Source organism: Streptomyces sp. NPDC001508 (genome assembly GCF_040298665.1).
GTDB lineage: Bacteria > Actinomycetota > Actinomycetes > Streptomycetales > Streptomycetaceae > Streptomyces.
The window spans coordinates 349828-365919 of sequence record NZ_JBEPAP010000002.1 but is presented as its reverse complement, the minus strand read 5'-3'; the positions used below and the strand labels follow the sequence as shown (position 1 = coordinate 365919).

The 16092-nt window shown below is 66.8% G+C and carries 8 protein-coding genes and 2 pseudogenes; 8 read left to right on the top strand and 2 right to left on the bottom strand.

Annotation, left to right across the window (positions count from 1 at the left end):
- The first annotated feature begins 217 nt into the window (after positions 1 to 217).
- The 7 genes and pseudogenes from ABT245_RS03820 (at position 218) to ABT245_RS03790 (ending at position 11543) form a co-directional block, all read left to right on the top strand.
- Complete coding sequence (locus tag ABT245_RS03820) at positions 218 to 1051, top strand: AbiTii domain-containing protein (protein WP_351728174.1); 834 nt, start codon at positions 218 to 220, stop codon at positions 1049 to 1051.
- Positions 1048 to 1833, top strand: coding sequence for an AbiTii domain-containing protein (locus ABT245_RS03815; protein WP_351728173.1), 786 nt, complete (start codon positions 1048 to 1050; stop codon positions 1831 to 1833). The genes ABT245_RS03820 and ABT245_RS03815 overlap by 4 nt, the downstream gene beginning before the upstream one ends.
- Before the next feature lie 801 nt (positions 1834 to 2634).
- Positions 2635 to 2811: pseudogene (locus tag ABT245_RS03810) on the top strand (helix-turn-helix domain-containing protein); the annotation flags it as partial.
- Positions 2812 to 3399: 588 nt separating this feature from the next.
- Positions 3400 to 3861: a hypothetical protein gene (locus ABT245_RS03805; RefSeq protein WP_351728236.1), complete on the top strand. Its 462-nt coding sequence runs from the start codon at positions 3400 to 3402 to the stop codon at positions 3859 to 3861.
- Positions 3862 to 3920: 59 nt separating this feature from the next.
- On the top strand, positions 3921 to 5171 hold the full coding sequence (locus tag ABT245_RS03800; RefSeq protein WP_351728232.1) for a restriction endonuclease-related protein: 1251 nt from the start codon (positions 3921 to 3923) through the stop codon (positions 5169 to 5171).
- Positions 5168 to 8467 (top strand): hypothetical protein, encoded by a 3300-nt coding sequence (locus ABT245_RS03795; RefSeq protein ID WP_351728171.1) that lies wholly within the window; start codon positions 5168 to 5170, stop codon positions 8465 to 8467. The genes ABT245_RS03800 and ABT245_RS03795 overlap by 4 nt, the downstream gene beginning before the upstream one ends.
- Positions 8468 to 8636: 169 nt before the next feature.
- Positions 8637 to 11543, top strand: coding sequence for an RNaseH domain-containing protein (locus tag ABT245_RS03790; protein WP_351728170.1), 2907 nt, complete (start codon positions 8637 to 8639; stop codon positions 11541 to 11543).
- A 413-nt stretch (positions 11544 to 11956) separates the two neighbouring features.
- On the opposite strand, the gene ABT245_RS03785 is transcribed toward ABT245_RS03790, so the two are convergent.
- Both ABT245_RS03785 and ABT245_RS03780 read right to left on the bottom strand, forming a co-directional pair.
- Complete coding sequence (locus tag ABT245_RS03785; protein WP_351728168.1) at positions 11957 to 13054, bottom strand: IS110 family RNA-guided transposase; 1098 nt, start codon at positions 13052 to 13054, stop codon at positions 11957 to 11959.
- A gap of 715 nt (positions 13055 to 13769) precedes the next feature.
- Positions 13770 to 14985, bottom strand: a pseudogene (locus ABT245_RS03780) (PP2C family protein-serine/threonine phosphatase).
- Positions 14986 to 15765: 780 nt separating this feature from the next.
- On the opposite strand from ABT245_RS03780, the gene ABT245_RS03775 reads away from it, so the two are divergent.
- Entirely contained in the window at positions 15766 to 15954 is a 189-nt protein-coding gene (locus ABT245_RS03775; protein ID WP_159103846.1) for an ANTAR domain-containing protein, read from the top strand.
- Positions 15955 to 16092 lie beyond the last annotated feature (138 nt).

Genomic DNA, 16092 nt, shown 5'->3' with positions numbered 1-16092 from the left:
CATCCCGGCCCGCCGGAAATACCGCTGCCCCCGAGCCTCGATATTTCGCGATGGGCCGCCGACGGAGTCGGGGGCCCATTTGGTTGTTGGGTGGGCCGGCCGAGGGCCCGGGTGTGGTCTCCGGTGAACGCCCGGTTCCACTGCTCCAGGCTGGATCCTCGCACCAGGACAACGAATCCGACCGGTGTTGTCAGTGGGGCCGTGCAAACTGGATGCCGTGACGACACCCGACGTCCGAGGACTAGAGCAGCTTGAGCGCGCCGTCCTAGACGACGCTGCCTCTCTCGCCACTGCGCTCCGGCAGTGCCTCATGTTGGCCGGCTACGCGCGCCATGATGAGCTGCGCGCATGGGCGCTGAAAGAGCTGGAGGGGTACGCGGCGTCCGATGAGCTGCCCTCTTACCGGAAGGTGCCAGCCGCGCTCGAAGTCGTGGTCGATCTCTACCTTCCAGGTCAGATCATTCGGGACAATACCCAGCGGGTCAGTCCAAACCAACTACCTCAACACGCACAGGATCGCGGCATCGGGGAGAGCGCGCCGATCCGACAAGGAGTACGGGAACTCGAAGCGCTGGTCGCCCGCACCGACAGGGCGTCGGTACGCCTGAGCCCGCCCGGTTCTGCCGACTACGCCCTACTGATGACGCAGGAGCAGCATCAGCAGGGAAACGAAGGTTCCCAGATCACCTCTCTGCACTGGGACGTCTCCGTCGCCAGTATCGCGGGCGTCCTCGATCAAATCAGAACACGTCTGACCCAGTTCGTCGCGGAAGTGAGAGCAGCCATGCCCCCGGGCCAGCAGAACCCGAACCCCGACCAGATCAACTCGGCCGCGCAACAGGCCCTCAACATCACAGGAGGCGACGGCTCCACTTTCAACATCGTGGCGCCGAACGCGAAAGCGGACCGCGGCGGCACCGCGAGCGCCAACGTCAATGAACCCGCGCCCGCGACTCCGCAGCCCTGGTGGCACCGCACCTCGGTCATCTGGGGTGCCATCGCCGCTCTGGGGACGGTTGCTGGCGTCATCGTCACCGTGGCCGTGAAGTGAGATTCCGCCGAAGCCGCCTCGACAGACTGGAAGGCGACGTCCTCGACGAGAGCCGCCCGCTCGCGCCGATCTTGCGCCAGGTGATCACCCTGGGCGGGCACGCTCACTCCGAACCGTTGCGGGCCTGGGCGCTGCGGGAACTCCAGGGTTACGAGGGCACGGACGTGCCGATTCCCGACTACCGGAGAATCTCAGCCCCCCTGGTGATGGATGGCCTCGCTGGGATGTACCAGTTTCGGGAGCAGCCGGTCAGCATGTTCGACCTGCCGGACTTCGCCCGTGACAGCCTGGGCGGCGAACTTCGCCTCGGGCAGGGCGTCGGCCAGATCGAGTCCCTCATCGCCGGAAATCCTGGCCAGACTGTGCAGCTCGGTCCGGCCATGGCTGCCGACCTGGCCGTGTTCATGAGCCAGAACTCGCCCAGGCAGGTTCTCAGGCTGTACTGGGCTGTGCACCCGTCAGCCCTGGAGGGCATTCTGGATCAGGTCCGCACGCGACTCGTCCAGCTCGTCGGGGAGTTGCGGGCCGCGATGCCACAAGGGCAAAAAGATCCGACACCGGACCAGGTCGCTCAAGCACTCCAAAGCATCAACATCATCACGGGCGACAACTCCTCTGTGACCGTCACGGCGCCTATTGCGGTCGCGCGCCATCGTGGATCAGCGCGAGCCGAAGTCAGCGGAGGGGCCCAGCAAACCTCTGCGCGGACAGCGATCGTCTGGGCCGTCTCGGTCGCCCTGGTTGCAGCCGCGGCGGTCATTGTCTGGGGGGCGTGGTCCTGAAGCGAGCTGACCCACGAGGGCACATGAGCCTGAGAATCGGCCGCGTACCGCGCCTCCAGGTCCTCCAGCGCGTCGCGAGCGCTCTGCTCACCGACGGTCTGCAGATCGGGGTCGATGAAGAACGGTGACCTGGCCCGGCGCAGCGCTGCGGGCACGTACTCCGGCAGTGCCCGGTGCACCAGCCAGCCAAGGACGCTCTCCCAGCGGGTGGCATCGGGGATGAGATACCACCGCTGGTCGCCCTCCGGCGACGTCCAGGCCGCGACCACCGGCTCCCCGAGCGAGTCGACGAGGATGGGCGGCAGCTCGCCCACAGCGGGGTGGTCCGCCCTGCCGGAACGGTAGCCGTCGTACGACTGAGAGCCGTACAACTTCAGACTCCACCACGGTGCACCCTCGGGGCGGGTCAGCAGCCGGATCGCCAGATCACGGTCAGCGCCCTCCAGACCCGGCGCGATCTCGGGCCGCATCCCCTTGGGCAGGCGCCGACCAACGGCGCTGGGGGACTGGTCACCGAGGTGCACGGAGGCGTCCACCGACGAGAACACGTTACGGGGACGGTCCCCTTCGGCGTGGCCGACGACGGCGAAGACCGGAGCGACCTCGCCACCCTGTCGTGCACCACGGCTCCTTCGCTGGCCGGCCCTGCGACCGAGAGGCACAGACCGCGCGCGTCCTGAGGGGCGACCAGCGATGGCCCCAAGCTCTGGACGGTAGTTGCCCGCAACCGCCTTGGCCGGGATCAGGATCGCCCCGTCGTGAATAGTTGCAGTGAACTGTTCACTACGTTTTGCTTCCGGTATGGCACAGTCCCTCCGTCCCCAGGCCCTGCAACGCCAACGACTGTTCAGAGACATGAGCGTGGAACAGCTCGCCGAGGCTGTAGGGGTTACGCCACGTGCTGTACGCCACTGGGAAGCGGGAACACGGACTGTTGGTGACCGAGCTTTCGGCCGATTGCTAGAGGTTCTGCGATGTGGTGCGCAGGATCTGACAGGGCGCGAACCGGGTACCGAGAGCCTGGCCGACTTGCGTCGTGATGCTGGCTTGAGCACGGAAGAGGCCGCCTCAGCTCTACGACGCAAGCGTGGTGCACACGGTCTGCATATCAGCGCCGAGAAGATCCGCGATCTTGAACGCGGCAGACGTGTGCGCGGCTGGATGTGGGGATCTCCCGAGACCCTGGGGAGAGTGGCGCACATGATCGCCCAGGTCTATAGAGTCCCCGACCGGGTGGTGATGGATGCCTGGCGCCGCAGCCGCCCGGAGGACCCTCTCCCAGTGCTTCCCGTCCGACGTCCCCGTCAGCCTTCCGAGGAGTCGATGGCTGTATGGAGGGCCCTCAACGAGCGGCAACGTACCTATCTGACGTGCATCTTCCGTCACGACCAGGAGGTAGAGGAAGAACAGCGGCAGGCCCGCTTGGTGGGAGCGGAACAGCGACCGGCAGCCGAATGGCGGCGCATGACGTTGGCAGTCTCCGCCTCGTCTGATGTAGTCGGGTACACCCGCATTCAGGAGGGGCTGCGCGCAGCGGGGGTACATGACCCAGGAGCTGGATCGTCGGTGGCCGCTTTGGAGCGGCGTGGCCTGATCGTCGTGTACCGGGACCGGCTGTATGTCGACGGTCTGGGGGATATCCCCCGTACCCGGGTGGAGATGACCCGGCACGGGCGAGCGGTGGCCCGTGCGGCCCTCGGGGCTCCCCGGGAAGCAGGACCACCTGCGCCGCTGCTGTCGTTGTGGCTCTGGAAGATCATGGTCCGGGTCGCGCGCGCCGGAGCGCAGGGGGTGGACGGCAGCCTCGCCGGGCGTGGGCCGCATTACCTGGCGGTGGGACAAAGCCCTGATGGACGGACCCCGAGCCGGGGCTTCATCGTGTTGCGGCACCCCGACGGAGCGACTCACGGACCGTACCGGTGGTTCCTCACCGACTCCGGGCGAAGCCACATCGCCGACCACCTCGACGCCTACCGCGGCCTGTATCCCAGCATCGACACCGAGGGCCTCGACGAGAGCTCTGGCTGAACTCCCCTCGGGATTCCCAGGGCCCATTGTCAGTGGCCTGCCGTAGGGTCCGGCACGTGATGCAAGCTGACGACACAACGGATATTCAGCAGACTCACGCACTGCTGGAAATCGTCAAGGCGTTCGCCGTGTGCGAGCACGCGATGGTCGGCGAGGGACTGGACGGGCCGAGACGCCTGGACCGCCTCATGGAGGCCCACGGCATCCTGATGGCGGCATGCGGCCCGGGGCACCTGATCCTGTTCGACGAACTGATGGGCAGGCTCACTGGCGACCGGGCTGGCTCCCTGGAAGGGTTGCTGCCCGACTGGATCGACAGCGAGGCTCTCGCTGGCGTGCGGCTCATGGACAGCGAGGGCGTTGCCACGGAGGACGGGTTCGACTTCCGGCACGAAGCCCAGCGCGTCCTGCGGGCCGCGCAGAAGGTCGGGAAGTTCACCGGGCAGGTAACGAAACCGAAGCTGGATGACGAGTACAGCCAGGAAGCCGTCTTCAGCGCGATCAAGGGCTCCTTCTACCAGAGGCACCGCTCCACGCTGGTTGAGAACCCGACGGTGCCGGCGGGCAGTCTCGCGGAGCTCAAGCTGCCGTCCCGGGCGAACGACTTCTACAAGCCGATCGCCCAGTACGCGCAGTTCAACGGCTGGTGGTGGCCCTGCCCCGCCTGCAAGTGGCCGATGAAGGTGACAGCTGCCCGCACCGGCGCGCGTACAAGGGGCAGGGTGCGGTGTCTGTACCCCTGGCACGAGGAGACGGGCGCGTCGTACGAGTTCGTCGTGACCGCCCGGAAGAAGTCGGCCCCCGAACTGAGTCCGACGTTCGAATGCCGGGTCCCATCCGGCCGGTTCGCACGCCTATGGACCGGGGCCGTACCGCACGTGCCGCAGGCTAAGCCGGCCGCAGAGTACATGGCGCTGGTACGGCCGGTGTGGCGCTACACCGTCATCCCTGGCCTACCCGAACTGGCCCTGCACCGAGCCGCCGCGGCGGCCCTGGAGGGAACCGCCTGGACATCACATCTGTGGCCCAACGGGGACCAGTGTGACCTGTGGATCACCCGCGAAGGCAGCGAACAGCCGCACTTTCCTGCTGACTTCAAGGACTACACCTGGCCGAATCACCTGGTCAGCAAGCTTCATATGGACGGCGGCGATAAGGGCGGCGCCGAGTACCTGGTAGTGCCCGACCATCGCCAGGACCAGGTGGCCCAGCTCCATGCGGTGTGCCGCACATACAGGATGAAGGCGGCGATGACCGCGACGGACTACCTCGAGATGGTCATCACGCAGATCAAGGAGGGCCAGGCGTGAGCGGGGAGATGACGGGTAAGGAAGCCGGCCTGGCTGGAGCACTCGCTCTGGCCGCGCACTACTTTCCCCGCAAGGACGACGAGGGGCGCATCCTGGCCGGCTTCGAAGAAGCCACGTTCTTCGCCCACCGCAAGCCGCAGGCTTGGTCGGATTGGGCGAGCTTGCCAGTGGCCGAGCGGAACCTGATCCGTCAGGTGATGGCCTTGATGGCTCCCGAATGGACGGATGCGAAGAAACTCAGGGCCGCCGTCCTCGCGCTCCTAGGCACCCTGGCCCCCGATCCCGACCTCGCGGACAGGTCGGGAGGTTCGCTGCGGCTGCCGGCCGGAGACCCACAGCTGGCCGAGGCGGCGATCCCCAGGGTGGGAGGGGATTTCCTCGGATACGCACAACGCGTCACCGGGCCGTTCTTCACCTTCGGCAAGCGCCCCAAGGCACAGGCGTTCGCGGGCCCAGGAACCCTCAAGACGAGGACGGCCTACCTGGGCCAAGAGCACGGCACGACCAGCAGGGAGATCCATATCCAGGCGACTCCCGGCTTCCTTGAAGCGCCCGGCCACGAGGTGCTCCCGCAGGTGCACACCCGCCCGCAGCGCGACCGGGTCGCGCCGACAGTGAACCAACTCCTGGATGTCGCCAAGATCCTTAGCGGCCAGGACAAGAGCGTCGCCTACCTGCACAAGGTGCTCAAGCGCTTCTTCAAGGCAATGAAGACGACCGACGGCGAGCTGACCGAACTGGACCTGACGTCCGGAGACCTGCAGGTCCTCAACGCCCCCACGGGAAGCGGCAAAACGGTACTCGTACGGGTCATGGCGTCCTGGGCAGCGCTCAACGACCGGCGAATCGCCCTCGCCGTCACCGATGTCCGCGCCACCCTGGACATGGCCTGGGACATCAACAACGACCTGGCCTATCTGCACAAGAACAAGCACCTAGCCGAGCCCGCTCACTGCACTCCGCTGATGTCCCCGTCGAGCATGCACCGGCGGGCCATGGACTACGCCGCCCTGGGTACCTCCACCCAGATCGACGAATGGGACCGGCGCGCCAGGACCGACATCGCGCTGCTGTCGGCCGGCTGCGCGCAGCGGGCGTTGATGGACCCGCCCACCCTGTATCCGTACGGGGAGGAGAACTGCACCTCGCTGACCTCTCCGGCCACCGGCTCCACCCGGCTCACCTGCTCCTTCGCCCCGGTGTGCGGCAAGTTCCAGCAGTTCTACCGGGCCACCGACGCGGCCGTGATCGTCACCAACCACGCCAACCTCCTGGAAGGCCGCACACGCATCGGCGTCGTCCTGGACGGGCAGGAGTTCCGCGGCAAGGCACGTGGCACTAGGGGCATGAGCGTGCTGGAGATGACGCTGCGCGCCTGCGATGCGCTGGTGATCGATGAGATCGATGCCTTCCAGACGGCCGCCATCAGCCGCTGTACCTCGGAGCTCACTCTGGCTTCCCGGAAACGGACGACCGCGTTGCGGGAGATCGACTCGGACGCCAGGAACCTGCCCGTCGTCCATGAGATGTCCCTTGCAGCGCCGGTCAGCCACGCGCGGCTCATGGCCGAGATGCTGCTGCTGTGGCTCTGCTCAGGCAGCGGGCTCAGGCTGAACCCGGGCAACGAGGCGGACAGCCCTGACGGGGCCAGCCGCGACAACACCGGCTGGCGCCTGGCCCGCTCGAGGGACCGTGAAATCCTTCAGCTCCTGTTCCCCCACCAGACCGCGGCCGACGACGTTCCGCCCGAGCTGTTCGCCTTCCTCGACGAGATCATGCCCGCCCGCTGGTACGCGGCCGGACCGGATGAGGAGGCCAAGCTTCCCGACGGAGCCGACTGGGACGCCATCCAAACAGCCCTGACGATCCTCACCGCGCAGCGCGGCCAGGACCACCTCACCGACACTCGCGACGCGATGCGCACGCTCCTGCGTGAGCACGTGCCCGATGCGCATCAGCAGGCCGCCGTGGTGAACCTGTTGATCACCCGCACCGTGCTACGGGAACTCGACAGCGCGCTGGACGAGCTGCGCATGCAGGCCCAGACCCTGCGCTATCTCGACCTGGGATCGGTCCGCAAGATCCTTGAAAGCATGCGCAGCAGCACGGTCGCCACCCTCTACCCCCTGGCCATGCTGGGCCGCTCCATCCACGGCTACCAGGTCAAGGGCATGGACAAAAAGGAGCAGGAAGCGGAACTCCTGTCACGTTCTTTCGGCGGCGATCCGCACACCTTCGTCAGCGAACTCGGCGGCCTCACCGCCCTGCTGGCGGCCGGCGTGCAGCGTCCCGTCATGGGCCTGTCCGCCACCGCCTACCTACCACAGGCCGTACAGGAACACATCCATGCCCCGGTCCGCTGGTGGCTCCCCGACACCCGTCCGGAGTCCATCGTCACCCTCGCCACGCCTGTACGGGGCAGCAGCGGGGATGCCATGAGGATCGGGGGTCTCCCGCCAGAGCTGAAGCCCAACGCACTGCGCGATCTCGGCCGGGGCCTGTACGAGCAGCAGCTCGCCAAGCGCCTGGCCCGCCTGGAGAAGCACGAACCGGAACGGGCCCGCGTCATCCTCGCCGTCAACTCCTATGAGCAGGCCGCCTACCTCGCCTCCGGGGTGGCACAGGCCGACGGGCTGAACCACCGGATCTGCCTGCTGGTGAAGAAGCCGGAGAAACAGAACTACGAGGAGCACCTACCTGCCCACGTGGACCGGATGGTCCGCGAAGAGCTCAAGGAGTTCCCCGACCGCGGAGAGATCCTTATCGCCCCCCTCGCCGTCATCGGCCGGGGCCTGAACATCGTCGTCGGAACGCGCTCGGCAGTCCGCGACATCTATCTGTGCGTCCGGCCTGTCCTGAGCATCGAGGACACCGACTGGCTGCACGCAAGCGTCAACGCCGCCGGTTACAACACCCTTCCCGCCGGCGGCAGCGACGAGCCCTTGGCCGTCCTGCGCGCAGCAGGCGAAGCCTCCTGGAAGCAACTCACCAAGATCCTTCGCTCCCCGGCCCGGTTCTCCAACATGGACCACGACCTGCGCAAGGAACTCGTCGCAGGAATGCTCGTCCTGCTCATCCAGCTCGCCGGCCGTGCCCGGCGGGGCGAGACCGACATGACCCTCCACATCGTGGACCACTCCATCCACGACAAGAAGTTCAGCTCCGACCTGGCCACGATCATCGAACAGATCTACCGCGACTGGACTCCGAAACAGCGCGACATCATGAATGAGCTCTACGGTCAAGCGCTTCAGGCATTCCTGACCTATGCAGGGCTCGACCGCGAGACGCTCTGAACTGACCACGCCCGTCTCCGCCTTGCCGCGGCGGAGACGGACCCGCATCCTCTCCCAAACGGAGAGACCGAGAGACGAGGTACCCCCGCTCATGGGGCGAAGCAACACGCAGCGGGATCTCACCGCGCACACCACATCGATCCGGTGCACCCCCGAGCTCCTGGACGGCATGACCGCCCTGGTCTGGGACTTCGGCGACTACCACTCGCCCATCCGCATGGCCTGGCGGGATTTGGGGAGCACGGCCTCAAAGAACGCGAAATGGATCAAGGATGTCCAGGAATCCGACCCCTTCCTGGTTCCCTATTCCATCGCTGTCACCGTGCTCCAGCAGATCACCGATGGCTACGTCTACCTGGACAAGTACCTGGCCTTCATGGTGACGCTCAACCCCGTGGAGCCCGACGCCCTCAGGACGGTCTTCACTTACCTGGAAGGCATCGTCCGCCGGATTCCTCTGGATGAGATCCCCTTCATGGATCCACCCACCTTGGCCCGACTGGTCGCGGACGTCGCTCCTGAGCGCCGAAGCCTGGCTAAGAACATCCTCCAAGAGGAAGACGGCAAGCCCGCCAGTCCGGACAGCTGGGCCTATGAGGCGGTGAAGTGGCACATCGCCAAGAAGCTGGCGGCAAAGCCCTTCCTCGACCGGGAAGTCGAGCCGGTCCGTGAGGCGTACGAGGCGACGAACGGCCAGGTGAAACACAGGACCGTCGGCTGGCAGCCCTCCGACAACGTCGCGGCCGTGCAGTACCGGCCCATCAGCAACGGTGACCTGATCGCCTGGGAACAGCCCATCGGCCCGGTCTTCGCCACCCTCGCCCACCCGGTCGACCTCGCCGAAGCGCTCAAGGCCCGTCCCGAGAACCCCACCCGCAGTCAAGTCCAGTACGCGCTGTCCCGCCTGTCGGTGAAGATGGCCACCTACACGGCCGAGCCGAACCCCGTCCTGAATCTTGACGCTCACATCCGGCGCATCAACAACACGGTGATCCACGCCAGCACCGTTCTCGTGGACCAGGGAACAGACCGGCCGATCATGTCTGTGTCCCTGGATGGGCGCGGTCTGCGGCAGACGAACAAGCACGCGCTGGAAATCCTGGCGAAGATGGACGCCGACCGGTCATCGCTCAACGCCATCGAGGAACGCGTCGCCGGTGAGCGCAGCCGCCTGAACGCCAGGGACGAAAATGGCAAGAGGATCGACATCCTGACTCCTCCTCCTGGCGCGATCAGGCCGACCATGCCGAAGACGGACTCCTTCGCTGTCGGTACCGGCGCCGGCATCTACCATCTCTCCCTGCTGCGGGAACACATCCAGCGAGTCTTCGGTGACGCCGTCTCCCTGCTCGACCTGAAGTCGAAGGGGAATGTCTTCGGTAAGCGTTCCCACGAGCCCGCCACCGCTGCCCAGGAGAAAGAGAAGAAACAGAAGAAGCAGGATGGCGAATACGTCGATCTCATCGGCAAGCCCTCCCCGGAGGGTATTCGCCGTTCCATCGAAGCGGCCGGATACAAGAAACTCCGCATCCTGTGCCTGTGGTACCGCGACGCGACCCTCACGCGGATGATCCACGGTCTCGCCCACCCCTACGGGCTGGACCCGGAGGGCATCGATCCGGACCCTGGCGGAAAGAAGTCCTTCCCGCTCGCGGACGGCATCGAAGCTGTCTTCTGCAACGCCGAAGCCCTGCTGGAGCACGGCCCCGGCACTCAGCGCGCCACTGACGCCCAAAGGATCGCCGGCACCTTCGCAGAACCCGGCGTCCTCCTCGCCGCCTGGTGTGAAACAGAGATCCCGGTGCGCGGCGAGGAACACGAGGGCATGAAGCCCGCCGAAGTGAAGACCGCCCTGGCGGAGAACGACGCCAAGCACCAAGTCGTCCGGGAGCTCGCCAAGGCTGCAGTGCCGTCCCAATTCCTCGTCGGCCGCGAGTACGACCCGTTCACCAAGACCTTCACCATCATCAAGAGGCCCGCGAAAGCCTTCGAGGATCACCGCGTCTACATGGGTCTGCTGGACCTCTACCGTTCGTGCGGGGTCGTGGACGACCGCTTCGAGCGTGCCCTCTACCCCGGCGACGACCCCTACCCGCTACCCCGCATGGCCTTCTGCGGCATCCACATCCGCAAGCAGGCCACGGACCGCAAGTACAAGGGCCAGCCCAAAAGGATCATCACCGCCAGCGTGATCATCCCCTCCCCTGAACCCGGCGGCCCGTGGCGCATGATCGGCTGGAGCAACATCCACCCGCAGTGGGAGCACTACGCCCTCGCACAGAGCAACTTCCACGCCGCCAACTACCCTCTTCACACTGAAAACGGCGACGGCGAAATCCAGCGCTGGGCACAGGCCGGTGAAGACGTCCGCACCGCCCTCCAAGAGCTCCACGACGAACTCGACGGCCTGCCCTACGCCTTGATGATCGACGGTCACGCCAGCCGCCGTGTATGGCCCGGCCTCCACAACAACAAGCAGGGCCTCGGAAAAGATCCCGGGGACCCGCGCCTCTGGCTCCCCGCAAGCGGACTGCCCCCGTCCTGGAATCCGGTCAGCATCATCCGCATGAACTGCGCGCAGGCGGAAATGCCCCGTCTGGTCGCCGTCACCGAGAAGCAGAAGAACGGCAAGACCGTCCCGCTCAAGACCTCCAGCGACCTCTACTACCCGGAAGCCCGGCCCGAAGGCCACCCCTGGTTCCTGTTCACCGAACCCCGCAACTACGGCAAGAAGCGCCATGGGCAGTGGAAGACCCGCTGGCGCGCCGACCCGGGGAAAGCATCGAAGAATGCCGACGAGCGCAAGGAGAACGAACTGAACGCACCCTGGTACAGCATGACCACCAGGGAGATCACCCCGATGCACACGCGGGACGGCTACGACCGAGAGATTCTCGCGGTTGCCGCGGCGCGGCTTTGTCACCAGGCGCTCTCCTGGTCAGACCGGACGCGATACCCGGCCCCGCTCCACGCCGCGCTTCAGATGGACCTTGGCCACCCCCAGTACCGACGCTCCGAGCCGAAGGACCCTGAGAGCATCGAAATCCTGAAGGAAGCCAGCGGCACCGACCTGTAGATACCGGGACGGCTCCGAGCCGTTCGGCGTGGCGGCCTCGAAGATGAGGCCGCCACGCCGAACGGCAGCAACGCTGGCCGCACTGCCCCTATAACGGGGCACCGCGATCTTCCGTCGATGGTTTGGACACCGCCTCCTGGTCGCGCTCTGAAGGCACACTGGCCAGTCGAGGGACTCGCCATATTCGCGAAGGCAAAGCCGTTCGGCGAGCTGAGCGAACGTGTGTGCCGTGTGGTCGGCCAGGCCCTACCACGCCCGGCATCCTTGCTCCCGGTGCTCCAGAGCCGGGAGTCCAAGCGTCAGTGCCCGTGCTGCCGGACGCCGCACTCTGTCATAGCCCCCTCCATGCGGAAGCCCCGTCGTGATGTTTCCGACGGGGCTTCGCCGTATCACCGGCGCTCTCACAGACGCCCCTATAACGGGGGAACGCTGGATACCGTTCTGACCAGGTTGAAGACCTCGCGGGCGGCATATCGTTTGAGGCATCGGATGATCTCGCGCCGGGTCTTGCCTTCCTGGGTGCGGCGTTCGTAGTACGCCTGGGTTCGGGGGTCGTGGCGCAGGCGGGTGAACACGATGCGGTGCAGGGCGGCGTTGGCCTGCCGGTCGCCGGCGTGGTTGAGCCGTCGCGTGATGCGCCGCCCGGAGGAGTACTCGATGGGGCTGACTCCGCAAAGGGCAGCAAAGGACGCCTCAGTGTTCAGCCGCTCGGGATTGTCCCCCATGGTGATCAGGAGAGTGACGGCGCTGTCCGGGCCGATGCCCATCGGTACGAGCAGTTGCGGCGCGTGGCGTTCGACGAGTCGGGTCAGGCGTTGGTTCAGCTCGTTGATCTGCCCGGTGAGCTGTTCGATGCGTTCGGCGAGCATGCGTAATGTCATGTGGGTGGCCTGGACCACCGCGTCCTCGTCTCCCCCACCATCGGGTGGGCTGAGGGTCGCGCAGGTGCGGAACAGCTCGGCATTGCCCAAGCTCGACAACCGTTCCCGCAGGGCGGGGTCGGCGATCACTAGGACGGCCTTGAGCTGGTTGATCGCCTGTGTGCGGGCCTTGACCGCGGAGTCCTTGGCGAGTTTGTAGATCCGGGCGCCTTGCACGGGTCCGTCGCCGGACTTGGCCTGGGCCCGGGTGCGACCGCTGAGCACGGCTCGCGCTGCGGCCTGCGCATCGAGCGGGTCCGACTTGCCGAGCAGACGGCGGGCTGTGCGGTCGGGCCGGTTCACTTCGAACACCTGGATCTGCTGGGTCAGCAGGTAGCGGGACAGGCCCGCGCCGAAGGTACCGGTGCCCTCCACACCGGCCCGGCGCACCGTCCCCCGCCTGCGGGCCCACACGAGCAGCCGCCGGTAGCCGGCCACCGTCGCCGGAAAGGACTCGGTGCCAAGGACCTTCCCCAGCGGGGACACCACGGCGGCGACATGCACCTCACCGTGCGTGTCCACGCCGAGCACGATTTCTCTCCGCACGGGAGGATCCGTACTGGAGGAGGTGCTGCGCTGTCTGGTCGTCATGGTGGTTCGCCTCCCGCAGGGTGACACGCTGAGTGGATGGCACCGGCCCGCTCGGGCGGTCTGAACCGTGATGGCGCCTGGAACTCGGCAAGGCCCCTATTGGGACACGCCCTGTGGCTCGGTGACAGCAGAAGCCAGCCCGCAACGACGGTCGACAAGCCTGTGACTGGACACTTCGGTCAAAGATCTCAAGAGTCAGACCCCCGTCCGGGACGGCATCGCGCAACCGTCGCATCGATCCCGGCGTATCGGCATCTACCGACCACAGCCGGATGGCTTCGCCCGAACCAATGCCCAACCTGGCCGGAGCAGGCTGAGAATGAGCTGACTCCCCGCCCACTCGCGACCGGCAATGACAGACAGCCGTCTGGGCCGCCTTACGGTCGCCCTCCATCGGCCATCGCACGAACGGCTTCGAGCCCTCATTCTGGTGCACGGTTGTCCGCAAGTCATGGCGCGGGCTGCCAAAGAGGCTGCCTAGCAACTCGGCAAAGGCACCGGCGAGTGCTTGGGAACTCGGTCTACTCGAGTAACGGGGAACAGCAGCACCGCACGAAGGGGCGCCCGCGTGGAAGGCATGGCGCATGTGGGCGCTGCCGGACCCGATGCTCGCGGCCCCCGTCTCCGACCCGGCGCCGCCCGATGGGTGGGCCGCCGAGGAGAAGTGGGACGGTTCTCCAGACACCTCGTGATGTCTCATTCGCGTCGGCACCGTTCACCCAGGCCACGACTGGTCCTTCGTGCGTGCGGCTGAGGCTTGCCGGGTGTCTGCGCCGGTGCTGACGTGCCGCTGGGTCTCCTGGGGGCCGTGCCAGTCCAGGCAGACGGCGGTGGCATCGTCTTCGAGCCGGCCGTCGGCGGCGTCCCGGACCGCGGACGTCAGCGCCAGCGCGGTCTCCCTCGGGTGCAAATTCCGGGTGCACGCCAGCAGGGCGGGCAGGTCGACCTTCTCTCCGTGACGTTCGAGCATGCCGTCGGTGAACATGAGCAGACGGTCACCGGGCCGCAGGTCGAGGTCCTGCACACGGTACGGGTGGGGAGTCAGCTCAGACAGCCCGAAGGGATGGTCCACCGCGCAGGTGATCGTCTCCACAGCCCCGCCGCGCATGCGCAGCGGCCAGGGATGACCGGCGTTGACGAGCCGGGCCCGCCCGGTATGGAGATTGATGCGCAGGAGCTGCCCGGTGGCATGACCGTGGCCGTGTTCGATCAGTGCCTGGTCTGCCCGGTGGGCCTGTTCGGCCAGGCCGGTGCCCGCCCGGCGGGCACCGCGCAGGGCGCCCACCAGGACCGTGGCGGCCAGGGCGGAATCCATGTCGTGGCCCATGGGATCGGTCACCGACACGTGCAAGGTGTCGCGGTCCACGGTGTAGTCGAAGGTGTCGCCGCTGAGGTCCTCGGAGGGCTCCAGGTTCCCGCACAGGGTGAACTGTGCGGCCTCGCACGACAGCGACAGGGGCAGCAGCTGGTACTGGATTTCAGCTGCCAGGGTGGGGGGCTTGGAGCGTTTGCCCCAGGTGTAGAGATCGGTGAAGCGGCCGTTGGCGATCACGATGTAGGCCAGGATGTGGGCGACTTCCCGGACTGCGTCGAGCACGTCCTCGCCAGGGCCGGTCGGCAGGAGCAGTTCCAGCAGCCCGATCGTATCCCCCCCGGTTGGTGACGGGCACGATCACCCGCTGCCCCTCGCCGGTCGCGTCCTGATACAGGCGCTGGGTACGGATCACCTCCTCGTAGACACTGCCGAACAGAGGAATCCGCTCGGCCTGCCGCCCACCCCGAGTGGGAGCGGTGGACAGCCGAGCCACCGCCTTCCCCGTCAGGTCCACGATGAGGAAAGAGACCTTCGTGGCCTCGAAACGCCACAGCAGGTCCTCCGCGATCACGTCGACGGCGTCCGCCGGCGCCGCTGTCTCCGCTGCCGTCAGCAATCGGGTGAGTCCACTTTGTCCACCGCTCACGACCGCAGTCCCCTCCGCACCCCCCACCAGCTTGGTAATAACCGCAGTGAGCGTCAATCCGTGAACAGTCACGCTCCGGCGTTCGCCCGCGGACGGGGCCGCCACGGCTGCTCCGTACAAAAGCGGCTCGACGGGCCCATGTCTTATGAGACACGCCAGAGTCTGGAGAACGATGGTTGGAGAGCGCTGCTCTCTCTGGATGCCGGGCGTTTGGTGTTGCGCTCGCGCAGGGACAGGAACCTCGCACCCTCCTTCCCCGAGGTTCGTTCCGGGCACGGTCCAGCTGCCGACGCGACGGCCCTGGACGGCGAGCTGGTCGTACGGGAAATCCAGCAGGCTCGCCTTCGAGCGACTCCGGGGTCGCCTCCAGCGGCGCGGTGCCGGCGCTGGCCGGCTCGCCGAGCAGTGGCCCGCCCACTTCGTCGCCTTCGACTTGTTGCGCCTGGCGGGCACCGACACGACCAGGTGTGGCCGTACGCGGGCGCCAGGGCGGCTGCTCCGGAACGCCTTTTTGCCGGACAGAACCTCACCGCGCCGTGGGCGCTGTGCCCGTCGTTCCCTCCGCTGACCTGGGGATCACGAAACTGCGGACAGGGCCCTGAAAGCGGCCAGGGCTACTTGTCACCCCAGCCGGACGGGAGCCGACCCGCAGGTCCACCGCGGCCCCGTCGGTGAGGCGGAGAGCAAGGCTGCGGCTCAACCGGGCGAGGGCCTCGTCCACCTCCAGGGTCTGACCGAGCAGCGATCGGTGTGGTCATCACCCTCGGTGGCCTGTGTCCCGAGCAGGGCTTCCAACTGCTACGAGAGGTCTCACAGCACACCAATACGAAACTGCGGCAGGTCTCCGAACTGATCGTGGAGTGGGTACACAGCGAACAGCTGCCCGATGAGATCCGCACCTCCCTGGACAAGGCACTGGCCACCGCACGGTCCATCTGAACGCAGCACAGCTCTGCCGCCCGTGTTCCGAGCCGGACGGCAGGGCGGGCGGACGAGTTGAATGCCAGCTCACTTCCGAACCCGCACGCGACGCGACCTCCGCTCAACGCGTCCCCGAACCCATCTGACCAAAACGTC

Excerpts from the sequence above, each read along its gene's own strand:
- ABT245_RS03800 (WP_351728232.1), top strand. The coding sequence starts at position 3,921 with ATGCAAGCTGACGACACAACGGATATTCAGCAGACTCACGCACTGCTG.
- ABT245_RS03790 (WP_351728170.1), top strand. The coding sequence starts at position 8,637 with ATGACCGCCCTGGTCTGGGACTTCGGCGACTACCACTCGCCCATCCGC.
- ABT245_RS03785 (WP_351728168.1), bottom strand. The coding sequence starts at position 13,054 with ATGACGACCAGACAGCGCAGCACCTCCTCCAGTACGGATCCTCCCGTG.